The following is a 19,131-nucleotide window of genomic DNA, read 5'->3' as shown; positions in this document are numbered from 1 at the left end:
CATAAAGGCAGTTGCCCTAAGCGGCCGCAAATATACTGCCGTATTTTCCTTTTTGCCAAAGCTCCGTCGGAAAATATTTACGGATCGGCTAAATTTTTGGCGGCCGTGGTAGCAGAACGGTAGCCAAACCAACTAAAGTTGCACTGCTAACGAATCTCGTACCCACCCCGACGACTACCGGGGTGCCCGTTCTTACTCCGCAACGAGTTCCAGTACGGCCTCCACCACGTCCATGATCTGTGGTTTAGACACGTAGTTGCCGTCGTCACCGTAAGCCGGGCGGTGCTCGGACGCCGTGAGGGATTTGATGGATGCGTCGAGGTGAAAGTAGCCGCCCTGCACTTCCAGCACCTGGTGGCGAATGTAGGCGGAAGTGGCCCCGGGTGCGTCTTCGTCGACGATTAGCAATCGGTTCGTCTTGCTCAAGTGGTTGGCGATGCGGTGCTCCAGATCGAACGGAAGAAGGGTCTGCACGTCGATAACCTCGACGGAAATACCCCGCTTCGCAAGTAACTCTGCGGCTTCCAACGAAATCTTTACGCAGGCCCCGTAGGTAACGAGCGTTACGTCCGTCCCCGCCCGCAAGCATTCCGGAACGCCCAGGGGCACCGTGAAATCAGCCAGGTTATCCGGCTCCGCTTCGTGGAGGCGGTAACCGTTCAGGACTTCAATAACGATGGCCGGGTCGTCGCCCCGCAGTAAAGTATTGTACATGCCCGCGGCCTGGACGGCGTTGCGGGGAACGCAGAGGTGGATGCCCCGCAGGCTACTCGTCAGCGCGGCCAGATAACTACCGCTGTGCCAGATGCCTTCGAGCCGGTGGCCCCGGGTGCGGATGATGAGGGGGCAGGATTGCAGGCCTGCCGTTCGCCAGCGAAGCGTGGCGATGTCGTCCGTCAGCATCGGCAGGGCGTAGTAGATGTAGTCGAGGTATTGAATTTCGGCGATGGGTCGCAGGCCCCGCATGGCCATACCCATGGCCTGCCCGACGATGGTCCACTCGCGGATGCCCGTATCGAAGACCCGGGCTTCCCCGAATTCCGCCTGGAGACCGGCAAGGCCCTGGTTAACGTCACCAATTTTACCGACGTCTTCACCGAAGGCGAATAATTCGGGTATCTCCGCAAATTTTGCGGAGAAGTAGTGCTGCAGTAACTCGTAGGCGGGTAAGGTCTTCGGATTTTCTCCGTACACGGCGGGCTCGGCGGTAACGCGCACGGGCGAATTAGCCGTGTCGCTGAGCAGATTATCACCAAAGTAAGTCTTCACGTCACGCCGGGCGTTACGCATCCAGGCCAGGAAAGGCTCCGGCAGTTGGTCCGCACCGACAATAAAGCGCAACGTACGCGCCGCGTCGATCAGTAGGGTAACGATGGGTAATTCTTCCCTGGCCACCGTACGCCGGAACTCCGCGAAGGCTTCCGCGGGGTAATCCGCTTCCGGTAGCAGCGCCATCACTTGGTCACGCGTAAGCTGGAGGCGGCCGGTGTACCGGTCCCACGCGTTTTTACGCGCCGCCATGACTTCTTTCTTGGCCTTCTTTTCGAGCGCGGCCAGGTGTTCGGCTTCGCACAGCCCGGTGGCGAGAATCCAGTGCCGGAACTGAGCGAGGCAATCCCACTCTTTTTCCCAGTCCAATCGCTCCTTTGTTTTGTAGCGCTCGTGGCTACCGCTGGTGCTGTGTCCGTTGGGCTGGGTCAGCTCGTCGACGTGGACGAGGGCGGCGCGGTGATCTTTGCGGGCGGTGGCGGCCGCTTTGGCGTACACTTCCAGCAGGGCGGGGTAATCCCAACCCTTGACGTTGTAAATATCGATACCGGGGCCATCCTGGTTGGCCTGGAACCCGGCCGTTGCTTTACTGATGCTGGCCTTCGTCGTCTGCTTCTCTACCGGGACGGAAATACCGAAGCCGTCGTCCACCACGGTAGCGACCATCGGGACCTGGAGCACGCCGGCGGCGTTCAGGGTTTCCCAAAAGACGCCTTCCGAAGTAGATGCGTCGCCGATCTCGGTCCAGCAGATCTCGTCACCATTTTCACTGAACCCCTGCGGCAGGTTCTGCCCGCCCCGGTACATCTTGGAGGCAAAGGCCAGGCCCAGGCCCCGGGCCATTTGGCCGGCGGTGGGTGATGTGGCGCTACTGATGTTGATGCTCTTGGTGTGGTCCAGCCAATCCCCGTTCTGATCGATGGTAGAAGTCGCGTAGTGGCCGACCATTTGGCGGCCGCGGCTGAAGGGATCGTTCTCCCCGTCGGCGTAGAGCTGCGCGAGGATGTCCTCTACGGTGGCCAGGCCGAGGGAAAGCAGGAGCGTGTGGCCCCGGTAGTAATCCGCGCGCCAGTCGCCGGCCCGGATGACCCGGGCGATGGCTAGTTGGTAAAGTTCCTTACCGTCGTCACTGACGCCAAACTTTGCCCGGCCCGACAGTACGTCGCGCCTGATGACCGTACTCAACTGCCGGCTGACCAGGGCCGTGTAGTAATCGGTGAGGGCTCGGTCGGTAATGGCCGCCGTGTCCCGGGTCGCCTCGGTGGACAGTTCAGGGTTAGGTGAGGGCATGGGTGGTGGTTTTATTCACGGGGAAACGCGAGGGTGGTGGTCACAAAAAATCCGGTCGTCTACCGAATCGGGTGGGCTAGCAATATACTAAGCGTGGTGGGCTGTTTGTCCACAAAGATAAAGATTTGGCGAGGCATCTTTCGTTCTGGGATGCAACGACAAGGAAGGAACTCAGGGGGGAAACACGCGCGATCCGCTAACCACAAAACCGTGCGCGGCGCACTAGGTTGAAAACAGCACAAATAAATGCTTGTTGCCCTTTGCACCAAACAAACTATTTCCCTAATTTTTATTCCAGTAGAGTAATTCCGCCCCCCGCACATCAATCCGGCAGTAAGAAGTGTAGTGCAACCATTCCCCCAGGTTGACGTACCGGCTGCGCCCGTTGGAAAGCAGATAATCCACCGGCAGGTGGCGGTGGCCGAAGAAGCAGTAGTCTAAGCCAGGGTCGGCGGCGAGTTTGCGTTCCGAGTAGGCGACGAGCCATTCCTTTTCCGGGCCGAGAAAAGTAGCTTCGTCCGGCTGGCTATCCCTGCTCTTACCACTAAAAAAGTACGCCAGGCCCATCCCCAGGTTCGGGTGGAGGCGGGCGTAGAGCCATTTGGCCCAACCGGCCGTGAACACCTTTTTTAGCGCTTTGTAGCCGTGGTCGCCCGGACCGAGGCCGTCACCGTGCGCGATGAGTACCCGGTGGCCGCACAGTTCCGTGCGGAGGCCGGTGTGGTGCATGGTCACCCCGATTTCTTGCTCCAGGTAGTCCGCCATCCAGAGGTCGTGATTGCCCGTAAAGACGTGGACGGGCACGCCGGCGTCGACGATTTCGGCGAGCTTACCGAGGAAGCGGACGTAGCCCTTCGGGACGACGGCCTTCCACTCGAACCAGAACTCAAAAAGATCACCGACGAGGTAAAAAGCCTCCGCATCCTTACGCCAGCAGTGATCCAACCACGCCACGATCTGGGCCTCCCGCTCCCGGCTGGGGAGGCGGGCGGCGACGCCAAGGTGAAAGTCACTTGCTAGGTAGATGGCCATGTGAACCGTGGGGCTTTGCCGGCGCGTCGCCCTGCCCTCAGCGAAGGAACCGGGGCGGGCGGGCGTGTTTTCAGGCACAAAGAAAGGTCACCGGAAGGAAAGTCAGTCCAGGACTTCGTCAACGGTTCGTTCGGTAACGGTTTTTTGGTCCGGTAATAGTTGTCGCGATTGCGCGCCTACCCTTCCCGCTGGTTTTGGGCGCGGTCCCGATAGCTATCGGGAGGGTGCAGGGTTTGTGGAGACGGAAGAAGCAAGGTGGTAATTGGTCGACTTTACTTATTCACCCGCGCTGGATTAGGCCACGTACGGAAAGGTCACGGAGTCCTACTACCGGGCGGGTGACAAACTGTGCTGTTCTCTCAATTACCCGGCACCCGCGTCCGCGCCCCGCTTCTTCCACGCTACCACCGCGCGACTTTTTACTACGAAACCTTACCTTTGCCCCCCCTTTTGGGAATAACCTACCGAATGAATACGAACAAGCCCGTTACCCCACCGCCGCCCCACTTACTGGGGGTGTTGCGCAGCCTCTGGCAGTGGCGAAAACCGATTCTGGTTACGACCCTGGTCGGGACGGTGCTGGCCCTGGTCATCAGCCTGCTCCTCCCCGTTTACTACCAGGCTAGCACGAGTTTCATCGCCCTGAGCCCGGATCAGAACAGCCTCGAAGGTCTTTTTGGCAGATCCAACAACCGCGTCAACGTCTACGGAAACGGCGATGACATCGACCGCCTGCTGGCCATCGCCGAAAGCGACCAACTGGTGGACCACCTGGTCGATGCCTTTCACCTCAACACCGTCTACGACATTGATTCCACCGCCGTCAAAGCGCCGGTGCGCGTGCGGCGCGAGTTTCTCGACAACTATGACATAAGTAAATCGGCCCGCGACGTGATCGAGCTTTCCGTAAGTGACCGGGACCCCGTTCGCGCCTCCGAAATGGCCCGCGTGGCCCGCGAAAAGGTAAACGACGTCAGCGTGGCCATCATCCGCGCTACCCACGACCGGACGGCAAAAAGCCTCCGGGCCGAAGTAAAGAACCGCGAAGGCGTCCTGGAAAATATCAACGCCCGGCTGGAAGAACTGCGCTCGACTTCCGGCATCTACAACACGACGGCACAGGGAGAGGCGCTATCCACGCTATCTTCCTCCCTCAACAGCGACATCAGCCGGACGCGGGGAAAAATTGCTAGTTACCGCGAGCGGAATGGCCGCGGGGCCAGGGACAGTATCTACCGATTGGAAATCAGCCTGGCGGGCTTAGTGAGCTCGCGGGGCGTGCTGGATAGCCAACTGGTGCAACTTAACGAAAGCATCGGCCCCCTCGATGGCCTCGAAGAGGAACGGCACCGGCTTAACGCCGAGCTTTCCTCCGACCAGATTCGGCTGAAGCAGTACGAAGCCCTGTTGAGCACGAATCAGCGTTCGCTGGAAACGGTGGAGGAGGCGCGCGTACCGGTCGTCAAGAGTAAGCCGGTCCGTAGCCTGATCGTGCTGGGGGGCATGTTTTTTAGCTTTCTCGCAGCCGTGATCGGCGCGCTCCTCATCGGGAGTGCGCGCCGCTACGACTGGGATGCTATTTACCGCTAATCCGCAACCCAATGATCGACCCAGCACAACCCCTTTTCGGAGCGGATGCGGCGCGGCGCCTATTTTACGGGTACGCCGGGGTCGTGCTGGTGACGTTGGTCGCGGCGTTGGCAACGGAGAACTATATTTTGCTCGGGCTGCCCCTGCTGGCGTGGGTCACGGCGCAGGCTTTTCTCGACTTTCGCCCCCTTTTCTACCTGCTGCTCGCCACGATTCCGCTGAGCACCAACATTACCCTCCCCGGCGGGTTCGGTACCGACCTACCGACGGAGCCACTGGCCATCGGGCTCACCGGCTTATTCGTTTTGCACCTGGCCCGCCACTGGCGGGACTACGAAGCGAAGCGGTTCCTGCACCCCATCGCGCTTTTGCTGTACGCGCATGTAGGGTGGATCCTGGTCGCGACCGTTTTCAGCGCAACCTTTACGACGAGTTTAAAATTTTCGTCGGCGAAGCTTTGGTACGTCGGGGCCTACTTCCTGGTGCCGTTACTGCTGGTTCGCACACCCGGCAAAGTGCGCCTCCTGATTCACTGCATCCTGTGGCCGCTCTTGTTCGTCGCCATTCAGACGCTGGTTCGACACAGTCTGTACGGATTTAGTTTTTCCGATCAGTTTCGGACGATGTACCCATTCATGTCCGAGCACGTCAGCTACGCGGCCTGCTTGTCGGTGTTCGTACCCTGGTTAGTGTACCTGCGCTGGTGGCGCCGGCTGGAAGAGAAAAGTACCTGGTGGTTGACGTGGGTGATTTTCCCGATCTGGGGGCTGGCCATTTTTTTCACCTTCACGCGGGCGGCATTCGTGGCCCTATTCGTGGCCGGGGGCGTTTACCTGATCATTAAGTGGCGGTTGCTGAAACCCGCGCTTTTTGCCGCGGTCATCGGGGCGGTGCTGGGGGTGGGTTACTTCGTGCAGGATAATCGGTATTTGGACTATGCCCCGAATTTCGACACGACGATTAGCCACGACGACTTTGGCAACCTGATCTCGGCTACGTACAAGCTAGAGGACATCTCCACCATGGAGCGCGTTTACCGCTGGGTGGCGGCGGGGCACATGGTACCCTACCGCCCGGTGACCGGCTGGGGGCCGGCGGTGTTTTTGGAATACTACAAAGGCTTCACCGTCAACAACTTTGCGACCTACGTAAGCGACAATGAAAGCCAGTCGGGCATCCACAGCTATTACCTAATGACGCTGGTGGAGCAGGGGTTTCCCGGGCTGCTGATCTTCCTACTGTACGTGCTCGGCGCGCTGGTGATTGGTGCGCGGCTCTACCACGAACAGACCGACCCGGCGGCCAAGCAAGCCATCATGGCGGCGTTGCTCGCCCTCGTTGTCGTGGATGCCTTTAACCTCATTAACGATCAGCTGGAAACGGACAAAGTGGGTGCGCAGTACCTACTGAATTTAGCGATCATCGTGGGGATGGGGTGCTGGCGGGGTGAAGAAGAAACCGAGCTTAAACGGGTGGACACGGGCGGGCTTGTTACTCCGGAGTGAGGGTCGTCAGTTCACCTCCGTGATGGTTGAGGCGAACACCCCGTCAGTGATCTTACGGGAGCGTACGCTAGCCTGCAGCAACTAGTACGGGCGCATCTTATAAAGTTCTGCCCGCCGCTTCCATTCCTAGCGACGGAGCTACGGAACGTCCGCAACAACTAGCTATCTTGATTTCAAAATTATTTTTACGCCCAGCGCCTTCCCACTACCGTAACAGGTAAAGCCCCCCCATCACCGCCAGCACCCCCGCCAACAAACTCACGAGGAGGTAAACACCCGCCGCCACCCAGTGCCCACCCTCGTAAAGGCCGAAAGCCTCCGCGCTAAACGTAGAGAAAGTAGAAAATCCACCACAGAACCCCGTAAGCAGAAGTAAGGAAAGCTCTTTTGAAAGAACCCCCCGGCTAAAAAGCGCCAGACCTAAGCCCAAAAGCAGGCAAGCAATCACGTTAGCCAGCAGCGTAGCCCAGGGCAGTTCACCTTCACTCAAATCTGTGGTGGGCAGGGCAAGTGCGATTCCGTACCGACTTAGGCTCCCCAAACCTCCACCAAGGAAAACCAGTAACCAGCCCATTAAGCCTCGCCTTCCAGACGTAGGTTACCCCGCCGTTGCGATTTAACCTGCCGCACGTTGCGGTGCAGAAAAAACGTGACCGACAGTGCGATGCCCAGCACGAGCGCAATCAGGTAATGCTGCCCCAGCACGTTGTCCAGGTAAAAGACCAGTGAGATGATCAGCAAATTGAAAAGGCCAATGATGGTCGTCCCCTCCAGGTGGTTGAAACCCGAGTCGATGACCAGGTGGTGAATGTGCCGCCGGTCCGGCATGAACGGGCTGACACCCCGCACGATTCGGGTGGTAAAAACCCTGATCGTATCGAAGAGCGGTACGATGAGAATGGCGATACAAACCGCTACGGGGTTGTTGAATTGGTAACGGGGCAACATTTCCGCCGTGGACGAAATGTCGATAAACTTGATCGCCAACACCCCGATCATCAACCCGACCACCAGCGAGCCGGAATCCCCCATAAAGGTCTTGGCCGGAGCCATGTTAAACATCAGAAAGCCCAGGAGAGAACCGGCCGTCACCATGGAAAGCACCCCCAACTGAATCTCCCCGACGGTATAGAACCAAACCCCGAAGGCGGAGCAGATAATCGTACCGACCGTGCCGGCTAAACCGTTGATGCCGTCAATGAGGTTAAAGGCATTGCTGATCACCAACAACGTGAAGCCCGAAATTACCGCGCTGACGAGGTAGGGCAGCTCCCAAGTCTGGCCAAAAAGCCCGTAGAAACTGTGCAACATGACGTCTCCCTTCGTAATCAGTGCCAAAATAGCGATGGCCTGCCCGATCACTTTGATTTTCGGGGTGATTTCTTCAATGTCGTCGCGCAGGCCCACCATGAACACAATGAGGAGCGCGGCCAGTATGTACTGGATCGAGCCCCACATCCCCGGGGGCATCAGGACCAGGCTACAGAACAGTATCCCGATCATAATCGGAATCCCGCCCACCACCGGCGTGGGGTCGACGTGGCTACTGCGGCCACGGACTTTGGCGACTAATCCCTTCTTTTTTCCGAAATGAATGATGGACGGGGTGAGAGAGACCACGAGCGAGAGAGGCATCAGCAAGCTGAGTAGCAGGTTGAAGTAAGGTTGCACTGTTAAAGGGTTTCTAATGAGATACGCGTCACAAAAATACGACGCGTTTGATTAACCGACGTTTTGCCAGTCGAATCGGCCCGCATAAGTTACGGAGCTCAGGAATAACCCCGCTGCCGGGGCACTCCACGGTTGCCTCAACGCCGTCTGCGTGGCTAACGCTGCCTTAACGTCTTCCAGTTTAACTTTTCCCGTGCCAACGCGCAGGCACATTCCGACCACCAGCCTAATCATGCCCCGCAAGAACCGGTCGGCGTCCACGTGGAACGTCCACTCGTGGTCGTCGAAAACCCACTCCGCCCGCCGCAGGTCACAATTCATCGTGTGGGCGTCGGAGTTCGCCTTGCAGAAAGGAGCGAAAGCTTTGTACTCCAGCAATAGCCGGGCGGCGCGCTGCATCAATTGTTGGTCCGCACCGGCGAACTGGGGCAAACTCGTCACGGTGGTGGGCCGGAAGGGGTCTTTCTCCAGGGTCATCCGGTAGGTATAACTCCGCGCGGTCGCGCTGAAGCGGGCGTGAAAGTCGCCCGGCACCCGGTGGAGACCACGGAGGGCGACATCGTCAGCGACGAAGCGGTTGTAACGGCGCTTGAATGCGGGCGGGACGGTGCCGTCAAAGTCGAAATGGGCCACGTAATCGGTGGCGTGCACGCCGGCGTCCGTTCTGCCGCAGCCGATAATTTTGATCGGTTCGCCCAGGATCGTGCTCAGGGCCGTGTCGACCACCTCCTCCACGGTGAGCGCGTTCGGTTGGCGTTGCCAGCCGGCGTAGTTGGCGCCGTTGTAGGCTAATTCGAGAGCGTAGCGCATTAGCCCAGCAGTTTCTTCTTCGACTTGGTGACGAAGGGTGGGTTTAGGTAAAAAGGCTCGTAGGTTGCTAAGTCCTCTTCGCGGGCCAAGTTGGGCGCGGTCGCGGGTGCCAGGAGGTGGGTAGCGGAGCAATGAGCGGGAGCGGCGAACGTAAAACCTTCTTCGTTCTGGGCCAGAAATTCTTGTACCCTATACTGACCGGGGCCGACGACGGTGATCAATTCAGTACCCACTAACTCCCGATACGGAGTGGTCCAATCCTCAATGGATAATTGCAGATTGTGGGGACCCAACAACCGTTCTCCTTCATCATTACCCCGCACCCGCGACCGCGCCGCATCAGCTGGCCCCGCACTTAGTCGGGACGCCCCGTTCACAAAAAGCCGGGCAAAAACTTCCTTCTTACGCGAATTCAGCGTTGCCAGTACCGGCCCCTCCTTGCTGGCTACCAAATTTAGGGCAGCCAGTGCGCTCACCGTCCGCAAACGCAGGCCCGGCAGCGCGAAACAAAGCCCTTTGGCCGTAGCGGCACCGACGCGTAAAGAAGTATAACTCCCCGGGCCATCACTCAGCACCACCTCGTCCAAGTCGGCTGGCTTCAATCCTGCTTCATTCAAAATTTGCTTAATAAACAACGTCAGATGTGACGAATGCTGAAAGGCTTCCGTAGCAGTATGTTCCGCCAGAATAACCTCCCCCCGTGCCACGGCTACGGAGCAAATATCGGTAGCCGTTTCCAGTAAAAGACGGATCATTCGAGTAGTTCGGTGGGGTTCCAGAATAGTTCGGCGAAGTTGTCGACCTTGTTGTCGGTAACGGAGACGCCCTCCGCTTCCAGCCGTTCCTGCATCAGCGTGGGTGTGCTAAATGCGTTACGGCCACTCAGTTCTCCCTTCCGGTTGAGCACCCGGTGCGCCGGCACTTCCTCCCCCGGCAAGCACTTATTCATGGCCCACCCAACCATGCGCGCGCTACCGAGCGTCAGAAAACTCGCGATCGAGCCGTACGTCGTGACGCGGCCACGGGGGATGGAGCTGGCGACGTCGTGCACGTCCGTGATGTACTGGGCGGCCATGGTGCTTATTTGAAGGCAAAAATTATTTACCGAACGACTTCCACCACCCGCTTACCGCCCTGCTTCGCCTTGGGCATGGTGCCGAACACGTAATCCCAGAGCGGCTGGGATACGCCGTACAGGACATCTTCCTTACTGTAGTGGTGCAGGGCGTGGTTGACCCACAGCGCTTTGAGAAAGTTCTTGGGGGGGGCGTACATGTGGACGGTGTAGTGCACCACGAGATAAAGTGCGTAGCCCACTACGAACCCAGCCAGGAAAGAAAACGAAAAGTCTCCCAGGATCAGCTGAAAAAAGTAGAGTAAAACGGTGGACACCACAACGGCCAGCACGGGCGGCATCGCCAGCCGCTTCTTATCCTTCGGGTAATCGTGGTGAAACCCGTGGGCGTTGTACATAATTTCCTGGTACTTCTCCGAAGCCCCGTGCGGTGGGTGGTACACCCAGCGGTGCACGATGTACTCCGCAAAAGTAAAGGTGAGGGTTCCGAGCAAAAACAGCCCGACGACCGCCAGGGTATTCACGTCAGTGGCTACTTCTGTGTACCAGAGTAGGCCGATTGCGTAGACGACGAAAATAACGATCGGCGTAGCGATGTGCGTCTGGGTGAGCCGGTTGAGAAGCTTGTTCTCAAACATGGGCGGTGACTCACCGTTGGATTTGAATTTAGGGGAAGAAGCCATCAGGTCTAGTGCTTTAGGCGGGGGGGATGCGTAAATGTACCGATGGGAAGATAAGGCCTTGGGGCCATTCGGCGGGGGTGTCAAGCGCGGACGACACGTGGGTGAGGGCATACAACCGGGTAACTCAAACCAGGTTTAGTTTTTGTTTGATCTTTCGGCCGTACATCCGCTTGTAGACCCGGTACATCCGTTGGAGGTGCTTAACGCTGTAGGAGGCTGGCTCGCCGGTGGAAGTCAGGTAACCCTGTTCCTGCATCCATTCTTCATTGTACACTTTACCGAGGTAGCGGCTGCCGTGGTCGGGGAATAGCACAACGACGACGTCGTCTTTGGTGAGTTGCTTGCGCATGGCGAAAACGGCTTCGAGCGCCGCGCCACTACTGTACCCGAGCAACAAACCTTCCCGACGGGCCAGCTCGCGAACGCGCAGGGCCGCGGCCCGGTCACCCACTTTGATGAATTCGTCGATCAGGTCGAAAGCCATGTTGTCGGGGATGATCGTTTTGCCGAGGCCTTCTACTTTCCAGCTAAAAATTTCGTCGGTGTCGAAGACGCCCGTCTGCCAGTACTTTTTTAGGACGGACCCGTAAGCATCAACGCCCACAATCGTGACGTCAGGGTTCTTCTCCTTGAGGTACCGGGCCGTGCCGGAGAGGGAGCCACCCGTGCCGGCGCAACAGACGTAGTGGGTCACTTTTCCGTCCGTGTCGTTCCAGATTTCCGGGCCGGTGGAATGATAATGGGCGCCGGAGTTATCGAGGTTCCAGTTCTGCCGCAGGTAGATGCTGTTGGGTATCGTGCCGGCGAGTTCTTCGGCGCGGGAATAGTAGCTCTCGGGCGATTCGGGCGCGGCGTCTTTGGGGCACAGCACGATTTTCGCGCCGAGGGCCTTGAGCAAGGCAACCTTTTCGGGGCCGGCCTTGTCCGTCAGGGTCAGGATGCACTTGTACCCCTTCACGGCGGCAATCATGGCGATGGAATAACCCGTGTTGCCACTCGTAGCTTCGATGATGGTCGCGCCCGGCTGAATGCGCCCCTTCCGTTCGGCCTGCTCGATCATGTACTTGGCCGCGCGGTCCTTAGCGGACTGGCCGGGGTTAAAAGCTTCGACCTTCCCGTAAACTTTGGCGGAAATGCGGTCGCCGCAAATACGGTCGAGCGCCACGAGGGGCGTCCCACCGATGGTATCAATTACACTGTCGTAGCGCATAAATTGTTGGTTCTCTTTGAGTCCTTAACGTGGGACGAAAAGCACGATGGAAACGTCACATGCTCGGTCGGAGTTCGGGCCGGGTGGTTTGCCCGCTACCCTATTCGCTCAGACCCGCTGGACTTCAGTAGCCCGTGGTAGTGATGCCCGAAGTTGTGCGGAAGGGTCTATCTTCGGCGCTCATCGGGTTCAAGCTCGGCCCACCCCGCAAAAGTAACCAAAACCGGCGGGTCCGCCCTTTTCTTTCCGCAGTACCTTAACAGCATGGCTAAATTTTCCGTCTCCCTCAAAGCGCGCCTGTTCCTCCACGACCACGGCAAACTGCTGTTGCTCAAGCAAACGAAGCCGAACGGCGGCAACTATTCTTTGATCGGCGGGACGATCGAACGTAAGGAGTTCGCCATCCAGACCCTCATCCGGGAAAGCCAGGAAGAGGCGGGGATCGAACTTAGTGAAGACGACCTGGAGCTGGTGCACGTGCTGCACAAGCGGTCCGCCAAGGAACACCGCATCGTGCTCTACTTCAGGGCCTACCACTATGACGGAACGCCGGAAAGCAAGGAGTTGGAGAAATTCGAAAACGTGGAGTGGTGGTCGCTTAAGGAATTGCCAAAAAACCTGACGGGGACGGTACGGCACGTGCTGAAGGCTTACAATGCTGGGTTGATTTACTCGCACTTACGGAAATAGACGGTGACCATCGGTTACACACCTGACGGGCCGCGGCAGTCCTGTGTTCCGCAGTGGCTTCCAGTAGTGTTTCGGTGACCACGAACTATCGGCGAAGCTAGCAATGACTTCCACTCATTGAGAATTCCAACTACCGACGTCATGAGCCGCAATGATCGGCGGTGGCGGTGGCGTAGCTAATAAGTACTTGGACAATATTAAACAGACATCTTGTAACCCTCTCCCCCGGCCCCTCTCCAAAGGTAGAGGGGAGACGAGGCAGCTCACTACGCTCGTCAAAATGTTACAATAATATTGTCCGATTATTTAGCTGACCGTAAATCATCCGCTGCGACAATTCCAAAACGACGGGACATCATACCCCGTAAGACCCCAAAATACATCACGCGCCGTCCGCGTTGCGGCGGGCGAGTTCCATCCGCCCCAAACGCCGGCCTTTCTTGAACACGTCCTTCGTCACTTCCTGCCAGTAGCCATTCAGCACGGGGTTCCAAATGTCATCGCTCAGGAGGATTTGATACTGCCGGTTGAATTCGGGCATCAGTTCGTTCGTCGAGTCACCGGCGAAAGCGACTTCCCTGAGCTCGATTGAGCCGTCGCGAAAAAAAGAACCCAGTAGGTCCATCCGCAGGGTGGTGCCGTCGGGCAACTGCACGTAACTGCGCCCTTCGACCCTGCGCCCCTTCGTCTTTAAGTAGAGTTGCATGGGTAGGCGCTGGGTTCCGGCGAGGCCACCGACGATCATGTGCCCCTCCCACAGGCCATCTAATTTGGCGTACTGGGTATCCCGCAAGTCAGCGGGCGAACCGGGTAATAAAGAGAGGAGCACGGCGAAAAGAAGCAGGGGCATGGCGGAGTAACGCGTGAATTAAAATACTTGTTGAAGACGCAAAACGAAATGATTTGGGTGGGTAGCCAAGCTGGAAAGGGCGTATTAACTAAGATTTCTTCACTAGTAACTTCCGGGGCGTAGCAAAAAACCACTGCTCCCTTCTCCCAAAACCTTGCACCCGCGACCGCGCCAGGTTATTCGACGGAAGTTAAATATGCGTTTAAGCTGGACGGGTTCTCGCATTGCCACGCAGTATTGCGTTCAATAAAACCTACCGTGATCCGAACTACGTAAGCCTATTCAAAAGGGTCGGAAAACCTAGGATCCGTCAGTAAACCTTCGTCCGTCAGGGAATTAAGGAAAGCAACCAGCGCACGCTTCTTTCGCTCCGTTAGGGGAAAGCCGGTGATGTTGGGGTCCTCATTTTCCACCCCGTGCCCCCCGTCCGCGTAATGCTCCACGACTTCCGCTAACGTAGTAAACCGGCCATCGTGCATGTAGGGCGCCGTGAGGGCGATGTTGCGTAGGGTCGGGGTTCTGAACTTTCCGTTGTCGAACTTGCTGCCGGAGACGGCCCCGAACCCTTTGTCCCGAAAATCATCCAAACTAGCCACGTCGTCCAGTCCGTTATTCTTAAAGCGATTGTCGCCGAAGGAAGGTGCGTTATGGCAGTGGCCGCAACCCGGGTGGAGCGCGCCCACGGGCACGTTCTCCACGAAGAATAAACTATCCGCCCCCAGTTGCTCCTCTTCGGTAAAGAACTCGGTGTTTTTGAAGAAGACGCGGTCGAAGTGGCTGTCCGCCGAAATAATGGTGCTCTCGAACTGAGCGATTGCCTTGACGACCAGCTCCTGCGTGATCTCGCTGCGTCGGTCGATGCCGTAAGTCGCCCGGAACCGTTGTGGATAATCGTCACTGCCGCGAATCCGCTCCAGCACGTTCGCCCAGTCTTCGTCCATCTCAAACATGTTTTCGACGGGGTGGACGGCCTGTTCCCAGAGCTTAACGGAACTGCCGTCCCAGTTAAAGCCACTACCGTTGAACACCAGGTTGACGAGCGACATGGCATTGCGCCGCCCTTCCCGACCATCCACGCCCACGGCCAGCGTGCGACCGTCCGTAAAGGCGCGTTCCTGCCGGTGACAATCAGCGCAGGCGAAGGCGCTGTCGCGGCCCATAATTTTGTCGTAGAACAGCCGGCGCCCCAACTCGATTCCTTCCCGAGTGAGGGGGTTGTCCTCGTCCAGGATTGGGCGGGGCATGTATTCGGCAATTTCCAACTCGTAATCGGTTGCCACCGACGGGCCGGTAATTAGGGGATCCGTCGGTTCGCCGGGGCATTCCGGGCAGACCGGCTGCGCGTCGTCTTCCGGATCGGGGCCGCAGGCGCTCAGCGACGCGAGCGACAGGGAAACGAGCAGGAAGAGAATCCGGTAGGGCATTATTTTGAGTTCAGGGGTCGGTGGTCCGGGTTATTAACAAACGAAGTGTCGGTAAGGGTGTGCAGGAAGTCGACTAAAGCGGTCTTTTGACGGCCCGTTAACAGCAACGGCATTACGTTGGCGCTACGATTTTCGGCGTAGTGACCCCCACGGTCGTAGTGATCGACGACCGCGGCGAGCGTCGCCATCCGGCCGTCGTGCATGTAGGGACCGGTCAACGCTACGTTGCGCAGGCCGGGGACTTTGAACAGGCCGTTGTCGTATTTGCTTCCGGTGACCGCTCCCCGCCCCTTATCCCTGAAAGCCGCCACGTCCAACTGCTCATCCAACCCATTATTGAAGAATCGCTGGTTGGTGAAGTGCGGAGCGGTGTGGCAGTGGGCGCACTCGCCGGTGGGGATTCTGCCAAACCATTTTATCTCTTCCGGTTGGTCGCCCAGGTCGAAAAAAATGGCGGCGCCGAGGGCTTCGCTCTCCGTGTACGCCGCGTCACCCCGCACGACCCGGTCGTATTTGCTGTCCGCTGAAATGAGCGAGCGTTGAAATTGCGCGAGCGCCTTACCGACGTGGTCGGGATTAAGCTGGCGGAGTTCGTCCAGTGCGAAGGCGTCCAGGAACGCCGGACCGTAAGCAGGGTGCCGCCGGAGCTTACTGATGACGGCCGGCCAGCTACCACCCATTTCGTGCTGGTCGGCGATGGGGTGAAGCGCCTGGCTTTCCAGATCGGCGGCGCGGCCGTCCCAAAACAGGGTTTGGTGTAGGTAGCCGACGTTCGCGAGCCCGGGGCTGTTGCGGCGGCCCGTCCGCCCACCGAGACCGACGCTGAGCGACTTGCCGTCCGCAAACGCTCTGGCGGGTTCGTGGCAAGTTCCGCAACTGACGGTCGAATCAGCCGATAGGATCGGATCGAAGAATAGTCGGCGGCCCAACGCTAGCCCCTCCTTGGTGGTCGGGTTATCGTCGGGAAGGATCATACTTGCAAAAGCAGCGGGTTCCGCAAGGGCCAGACGCTCCGGGCCGGGGTCGGTACACCCCAGCGCCGTCCACAGCAAACAAAACCCGAGCAGCGTACGCATACTTCGTTGATTTACCGGGTCAGTTTGAACTGCTCGGCCAGGCGGTTGAAAACACCGGCGGCAACATTCTGATTACCCCCGTGCACGCGGCGGTTGGCGGGTACGGTGAGGTCGTAGGTGTCGCTGTTCCCGCCGAACGCCTGGAAAATGTCGGCAACCACGGTGAGTTCGGCGTCGGTGCCGGGGCGGAAGGACACGTCCTGGCTCAGCGTGACGGTGCGGTAGAGCGCGTCGCTGCCCATGTGGATGGTGACGGGCGCGTCGAAAATGTCGTCACCCTCCAGATCCGCATTAGCTTCGATCTTTGCGAAAACGTAGCGGGCATTGGCGTTCCAGAATTCGTTTTCGTTCAGTGGGTCGTTCGCCGAGAAGTTGTTCGGGTCGGTGTTGTTCAGCGCGGGCTTCACGCCGAGGCCGAAGCGGACGGCGGAGTAGTCGCCGGAAGGGACGGTAAAGGTGCGGGATTCGACGTTGTCTTCGGTGGCGGACGCGTAGCGAATCAACTCGATCTCACTCAGGATGACCGGATCGCCGCCGTCCGCCGGGACTAGTTGCAAGTCGGAAACGTAGTACTGGAATAACTGAAACTTCAGTTGCCCCCCCCCGGGGTAGGCGTAGGCTTCACTCTGTACCATGAGGTCACGCCCGTCGAAATCGCCCGTGAAGTTCATTTGTAGTTCCACCTCGCCATCCGTGAAGGGATCTTCGTCGTCTTCGCAGGACACAAACAGCAACGCGAGTAATAGAAAAGCAGCGGAGAGGTACTTCATGATAGATTTTTCGGGGGGTTAAAAGGGCAAGCAGTTTGCGCGGGCGTTGAAGCAGGGTAATTGGGTGGGGCGGTGATAAGGGGCAAATTTCCTCCTCCAAATAACGTGCTTTCCACCGCAAAGATTTGTTAAGCGACGGACAATGCCGTGATCAAGCCCATCATTAACGGATGAACAAGAACGCCAGAAACCCCGTTGCTTCATCACGTATATCAGTACACACAACCCCAAACAATTATGGCCGACCAAGCTAAAGAAACCCTCAACAAGGCACTCCACCAACTCTCCTACGGCTACTATATCTTAGCCACCCGGGCCGACGCCTCCGACCTGAAAACGCGCAAAGAAGACTGGGTCAGCGCCGGCACCGTCAGCTGGGCCACGCAGTCCAGTTTCGAGCCGCCCCTGATCACCGTCGCGATCCAAAAGGACAGTGACCTGAACGAGACGATCCAGAAAAGCCAGGTCTTTTCCCTCACCGTCATCGGTAAGGACGAGAAGGAACTCATCAAAAAATTTGCTGAGGACAGTAAAGTCGACTATTCCGACAACAAGGTGAACGGAGTCTCCTACAAAGAAGGCAAAACCGGTGCGCCCCTCCTCGACTGCGGCGTCGCCACGCTGGAATGTACGCTCGAAGACGCCCTGACCACCGACGGTGATCACCTACTCTTCGTCGGCCGCATCAAGCATGCCTTCACGTCGGGTGGTGACCCCATCACGGAGCGCGAGGTGAACTACGAGTACGCCGGCACCTCGCCCCGGAAGTAGTTTCCTGGTTAGTTACGAATTTGGTAAACTCCTCCAGTCATGCCTCCCGATTATTGACGGAAGGGTAACCCGGAAGTGGTCAAACGCTTCGGAAATCCATCAGCTAAATAACTGACCCTAAAACTTGAAAGCCGGCAGCCAATCTCACGATTGGTTGCCGGCTTTTTGATTGTGTCCGTTTGCGACGGCACTAATACATTCTCAGGCTCAAAGAAGTCAAGCCCAAGCTTTCCGTAACCCGGAATTTTACCTCGCTGAAAGTAGGCAACCGGAGTCTGGTCTTTGCCTCCCCCGTAAACGCCCACGGCTCACTCGGCAACCCCAGCCAGTTGCGATTCATGTCTCCGTCGTTGTCCACGTCGTGAAACACGGCCAGCGCGTATTCTTGATTCACCACCATGTCCGGTAGCTCCAGATAATTATCACCGGCCGCTTCAACGTTGACGCCGATGATGCGGGCCTTTTCCCGGTCCATAAAGTCGTGGTCTCCCTCGTAAATACCCACCCAGATCATGCCCCGGGCCACTTTTACATTGGACACCCTGAGGTGGATGGTGCGCGTAGTGGGAGGGTCAGCAGCCGGGTTGACGCGTTCACGGTGTGCCCCGGACATCGCCGTGCAGCACAGCAAGAAACTCAGAGATAGAAACAGGTTGCGCATGGTGGACTAGGTACGTAGACTACAAATGTATAGTTGTTCTGGAACCCATCTGAATCCGCTCACACACTCGATAATCGGCAGGAGTATAGTGCGCAGACGCAAATATCCGCAGGTCGCACACTAAGTATTCTACCAGCTCTCAACGCAATGGGAAATTAAGCAGTCCTGGCGTTCCCAGGTCTAATCCGCTACACTACTGTTTGAGCGTCTCCAATCCGGCTTTAGCAATACGAATATCTTCACTACCCTTAGCCCCACCGACTCCGATGCCACCAACGACTACGCCGTCGACGACGATAGGAACTCCTCCATCCATGGCAATTATGTCTTCAGCTAAGGAGGGGAATTCTTTTGAAATGGACCCGTCTTTAATTCCCTGGGCTATTTCGGCCGTTTCACGTTTTTGAGAGCAGGCCGTGTAAGCTTTTTTATAACTGGAACGTAACGTGTGTACTCCGGCATCGTGATGGCGCAGTACGGCAAGCGTCTGCCCCGATCTATCGACCACGGTGATGGTGACTAACAGGCCGTCCTTCTCAGCTTCGGCGTGTGCGGCTTGCATTATTTTATTGACCATTACGTCCGTAAGGATCGGTCGTTGTGTAGAGTTCGTCTGTGCGTTTGTCATACTTGTAACGAATATGGATAAAATTAGAAATAAGCTTTTCATAGCGCTAAATTATTTGCTACGGTAGATGTAAATTAATGGATAAGCTCGCCCCCTGCTCAACGACCAACGCCGGCCACCTCCACA

Annotated in this window: 19 protein-coding genes; 4 read left to right on the top strand and 15 right to left on the bottom strand. The window is 57.7% G+C overall.

Annotated elements, in window-relative coordinates; genetic code table 11:
- Positions 1-192 precede the first annotated feature (192 nt).
- Together GGR27_RS16260 and GGR27_RS16255 are read right to left on the bottom strand one after the other, a co-directional pair.
- Positions 193-2,559 (bottom strand): alpha-ketoacid dehydrogenase subunit alpha/beta, encoded by a 2,367-nt coding sequence (locus GGR27_RS16260; protein ID WP_168039253.1) that lies wholly within the window; start codon positions 2,557-2,559, stop codon positions 193-195.
- Between the two features lie 282 nt (positions 2,560-2,841).
- The gene (locus GGR27_RS16255; RefSeq protein ID WP_168039251.1) at positions 2,842-3,591 is read right to left on the bottom strand and encodes a UDP-2,3-diacylglucosamine diphosphatase; all 750 of its coding nucleotides are present in this window, start codon (positions 3,589-3,591) and stop codon (positions 2,842-2,844) included.
- Positions 3,592-4,059: 468 nt separating this feature from the next.
- Here GGR27_RS16255 and GGR27_RS16250 point away from each other — a divergent pair, with 468 nt between their 5' ends.
- Both GGR27_RS16250 and GGR27_RS16245 read left to right on the top strand, forming a co-directional pair.
- Positions 4,060-5,181 carry a Wzz/FepE/Etk N-terminal domain-containing protein gene (locus GGR27_RS16250; RefSeq protein WP_168039249.1) on the top strand — a complete coding sequence of 374 codons (1,122 nt, stop codon included), beginning with the start codon at positions 4,060-4,062 and terminating at the stop codon, positions 5,179-5,181.
- 11 nt (positions 5,182-5,192) lie between these two features.
- Positions 5,193-6,686 carry an O-antigen ligase family protein gene (locus GGR27_RS16245; RefSeq protein WP_168039247.1) on the top strand — a complete coding sequence of 498 codons (1,494 nt, stop codon included), beginning with the start codon at positions 5,193-5,195 and terminating at the stop codon, positions 6,684-6,686.
- A gap of 205 nt (positions 6,687-6,891) precedes the next feature.
- Here the strand turns inward: GGR27_RS16245 and crcB are convergent, their stop codons facing one another.
- From crcB to GGR27_RS16210, 7 genes are all read right to left on the bottom strand, one after another.
- Positions 6,892-7,260 carry a fluoride efflux transporter CrcB gene (gene crcB / locus GGR27_RS16240; protein WP_168039245.1) on the bottom strand — a complete coding sequence of 123 codons (369 nt, stop codon included), beginning with the start codon at positions 7,258-7,260 and terminating at the stop codon, positions 6,892-6,894.
- Positions 7,260-8,357 (bottom strand): MraY family glycosyltransferase, encoded by a 1,098-nt coding sequence (locus tag GGR27_RS16235; RefSeq protein WP_168039243.1) that lies wholly within the window; start codon positions 8,355-8,357, stop codon positions 7,260-7,262. Before GGR27_RS16235 ends, crcB begins: the two co-directional genes overlap by 1 nt.
- Before the next feature lie 51 nt (positions 8,358-8,408).
- Positions 8,409-9,167 (bottom strand): tRNA pseudouridine(38-40) synthase TruA, encoded by a 759-nt coding sequence (truA, locus tag GGR27_RS16230; protein ID WP_168039241.1) that lies wholly within the window; start codon positions 9,165-9,167, stop codon positions 8,409-8,411.
- A complete protein-coding gene (tsaB, locus tag GGR27_RS16225; RefSeq protein ID WP_168039239.1) occupies positions 9,167-9,922 on the bottom strand; it encodes a tRNA (adenosine(37)-N6)-threonylcarbamoyltransferase complex dimerization subunit type 1 TsaB in 756 nt (251 codons plus the stop codon). The genes truA and tsaB overlap by 1 nt, the downstream gene beginning before the upstream one ends.
- On the bottom strand, positions 9,919-10,242 hold the full coding sequence (locus tag GGR27_RS16220; RefSeq protein WP_168039237.1) for an MGMT family protein: 324 nt from the start codon (positions 10,240-10,242) through the stop codon (positions 9,919-9,921). Before GGR27_RS16220 ends, tsaB begins: the two co-directional genes overlap by 4 nt.
- 26 nt (positions 10,243-10,268) lie before the next feature.
- On the bottom strand, positions 10,269-10,925 hold the full coding sequence (locus GGR27_RS16215) for a sterol desaturase family protein (protein ID WP_168039236.1): 657 nt from the start codon (positions 10,923-10,925) through the stop codon (positions 10,269-10,271).
- Positions 10,926-11,049: 124 nt separating this feature from the next.
- The gene (locus tag GGR27_RS16210) at positions 11,050-12,135 is read right to left on the bottom strand and encodes a PLP-dependent cysteine synthase family protein (protein WP_168039234.1); all 1,086 of its coding nucleotides are present in this window, start codon (positions 12,133-12,135) and stop codon (positions 11,050-11,052) included.
- Between the two features lie 264 nt (positions 12,136-12,399).
- On the opposite strand from GGR27_RS16210, the gene GGR27_RS16205 reads away from it, so the two are divergent.
- A complete protein-coding gene (locus GGR27_RS16205) occupies positions 12,400-12,825 on the top strand; it encodes an NUDIX domain-containing protein (protein WP_168039232.1) in 426 nt (141 codons plus the stop codon).
- 382 nt (positions 12,826-13,207) lie between these two features.
- Here the strand turns inward: GGR27_RS16205 and GGR27_RS16200 are convergent, their stop codons facing one another.
- From GGR27_RS16200 to GGR27_RS16185, 4 genes are all read right to left on the bottom strand, one after another.
- On the bottom strand, positions 13,208-13,675 hold the full coding sequence (locus GGR27_RS16200; protein ID WP_168039230.1) for a hypothetical protein: 468 nt from the start codon (positions 13,673-13,675) through the stop codon (positions 13,208-13,210).
- A 278-nt stretch (positions 13,676-13,953) separates the two neighbouring features.
- Positions 13,954-15,099, bottom strand: a complete 1,146-nt coding sequence (locus GGR27_RS16195) for a cytochrome-c peroxidase (protein WP_168039228.1) — start codon at positions 15,097-15,099, stop codon at positions 13,954-13,956.
- Positions 15,099-16,175: a cytochrome-c peroxidase gene (locus GGR27_RS16190; RefSeq protein WP_245184708.1), complete on the bottom strand. Its 1,077-nt coding sequence runs from the start codon at positions 16,173-16,175 to the stop codon at positions 15,099-15,101. Before GGR27_RS16190 ends, GGR27_RS16195 begins: the two co-directional genes overlap by 1 nt.
- A gap of 11 nt (positions 16,176-16,186) precedes the next feature.
- On the bottom strand, positions 16,187-16,945 hold the full coding sequence (locus tag GGR27_RS16185; protein WP_168039226.1) for an MbnP family protein: 759 nt from the start codon (positions 16,943-16,945) through the stop codon (positions 16,187-16,189).
- Between the two features lie 237 nt (positions 16,946-17,182).
- Here GGR27_RS16185 and GGR27_RS16180 point away from each other — a divergent pair, with 237 nt between their 5' ends.
- Positions 17,183-17,716, top strand: coding sequence for a flavin reductase family protein (locus GGR27_RS16180; protein WP_168039224.1), 534 nt, complete (start codon positions 17,183-17,185; stop codon positions 17,714-17,716).
- Positions 17,717-17,906: 190 nt separating this feature from the next.
- Here the strand turns inward: GGR27_RS16180 and GGR27_RS16175 are convergent, their stop codons facing one another.
- Positions 17,907-18,377, bottom strand: a complete 471-nt coding sequence (locus GGR27_RS16175; protein ID WP_168039222.1) for a DUF2141 domain-containing protein — start codon at positions 18,375-18,377, stop codon at positions 17,907-17,909.
- 193 nt (positions 18,378-18,570) lie between these two features.
- On the bottom strand, positions 18,571-19,047 hold the full coding sequence (locus GGR27_RS16170; RefSeq protein WP_168039220.1) for a GlcG/HbpS family heme-binding protein: 477 nt from the start codon (positions 19,045-19,047) through the stop codon (positions 18,571-18,573).
- Positions 19,048-19,131: the final 84 nt, after the last annotated feature.

It is taken from the genome of Neolewinella antarctica (assembly GCF_011927835.1).
GTDB lineage: Bacteria > Bacteroidota > Bacteroidia > Chitinophagales > Saprospiraceae > Neolewinella > Neolewinella antarctica.
Note: the sequence above shows the minus strand (reverse complement) of the source record. Positions and strands in the feature narration are given on the sequence as shown.

Coding starts and splice junctions, on each gene's coding strand:
- GGR27_RS16170 (WP_168039220.1), bottom strand. CDS start 19,047: ATGAAAAGCTTATTTCTAATTTTATCCATATTCGTTACAAGTATGACA.
- GGR27_RS16250 (WP_168039249.1), top strand. CDS start 4,060: ATGAATACGAACAAGCCCGTTACCCCACCGCCGCCCCACTTACTGGGG.
- GGR27_RS16210 (WP_168039234.1), bottom strand. CDS start 12,135: ATGCGCTACGACAGTGTAATTGATACCATCGGTGGGACGCCCCTCGTG.
- GGR27_RS16220 (WP_168039237.1), bottom strand. CDS start 10,242: ATGGCCGCCCAGTACATCACGGACGTGCACGACGTCGCCAGCTCCATC.
- GGR27_RS16260 (WP_168039253.1), bottom strand. CDS start 2,559: ATGCCCTCACCTAACCCTGAACTGTCCACCGAGGCGACCCGGGACACG.
- GGR27_RS16185 (WP_168039226.1), bottom strand. CDS start 16,945: ATGAAGTACCTCTCCGCTGCTTTTCTATTACTCGCGTTGCTGTTTGTG.
- GGR27_RS16175 (WP_168039222.1), bottom strand. CDS start 18,377: ATGCGCAACCTGTTTCTATCTCTGAGTTTCTTGCTGTGCTGCACGGCG.
- truA (WP_168039241.1), bottom strand. CDS start 9,167: ATGCGCTACGCTCTCGAATTAGCCTACAACGGCGCCAACTACGCCGGC.
- GGR27_RS16200 (WP_168039230.1), bottom strand. CDS start 13,675: ATGCCCCTGCTTCTTTTCGCCGTGCTCCTCTCTTTATTACCCGGTTCG.
- GGR27_RS16195 (WP_168039228.1), bottom strand. CDS start 15,099: ATGCCCTACCGGATTCTCTTCCTGCTCGTTTCCCTGTCGCTCGCGTCG.
- GGR27_RS16255 (WP_168039251.1), bottom strand. CDS start 3,591: ATGGCCATCTACCTAGCAAGTGACTTTCACCTTGGCGTCGCCGCCCGC.
- crcB (WP_168039245.1), bottom strand. CDS start 7,260: ATGGGCTGGTTACTGGTTTTCCTTGGTGGAGGTTTGGGGAGCCTAAGT.
- tsaB (WP_168039239.1), bottom strand. CDS start 9,922: ATGATCCGTCTTTTACTGGAAACGGCTACCGATATTTGCTCCGTAGCC.
- GGR27_RS16190 (WP_245184708.1), bottom strand. CDS start 16,175: ATGCGTACGCTGCTCGGGTTTTGTTTGCTGTGGACGGCGCTGGGGTGT.
- GGR27_RS16245 (WP_168039247.1), top strand. CDS start 5,193: ATGATCGACCCAGCACAACCCCTTTTCGGAGCGGATGCGGCGCGGCGC.
- GGR27_RS16180 (WP_168039224.1), top strand. CDS start 17,183: ATGGCCGACCAAGCTAAAGAAACCCTCAACAAGGCACTCCACCAACTC.
- GGR27_RS16205 (WP_168039232.1), top strand. CDS start 12,400: ATGGCTAAATTTTCCGTCTCCCTCAAAGCGCGCCTGTTCCTCCACGAC.
- GGR27_RS16215 (WP_168039236.1), bottom strand. CDS start 10,925: ATGGCTTCTTCCCCTAAATTCAAATCCAACGGTGAGTCACCGCCCATG.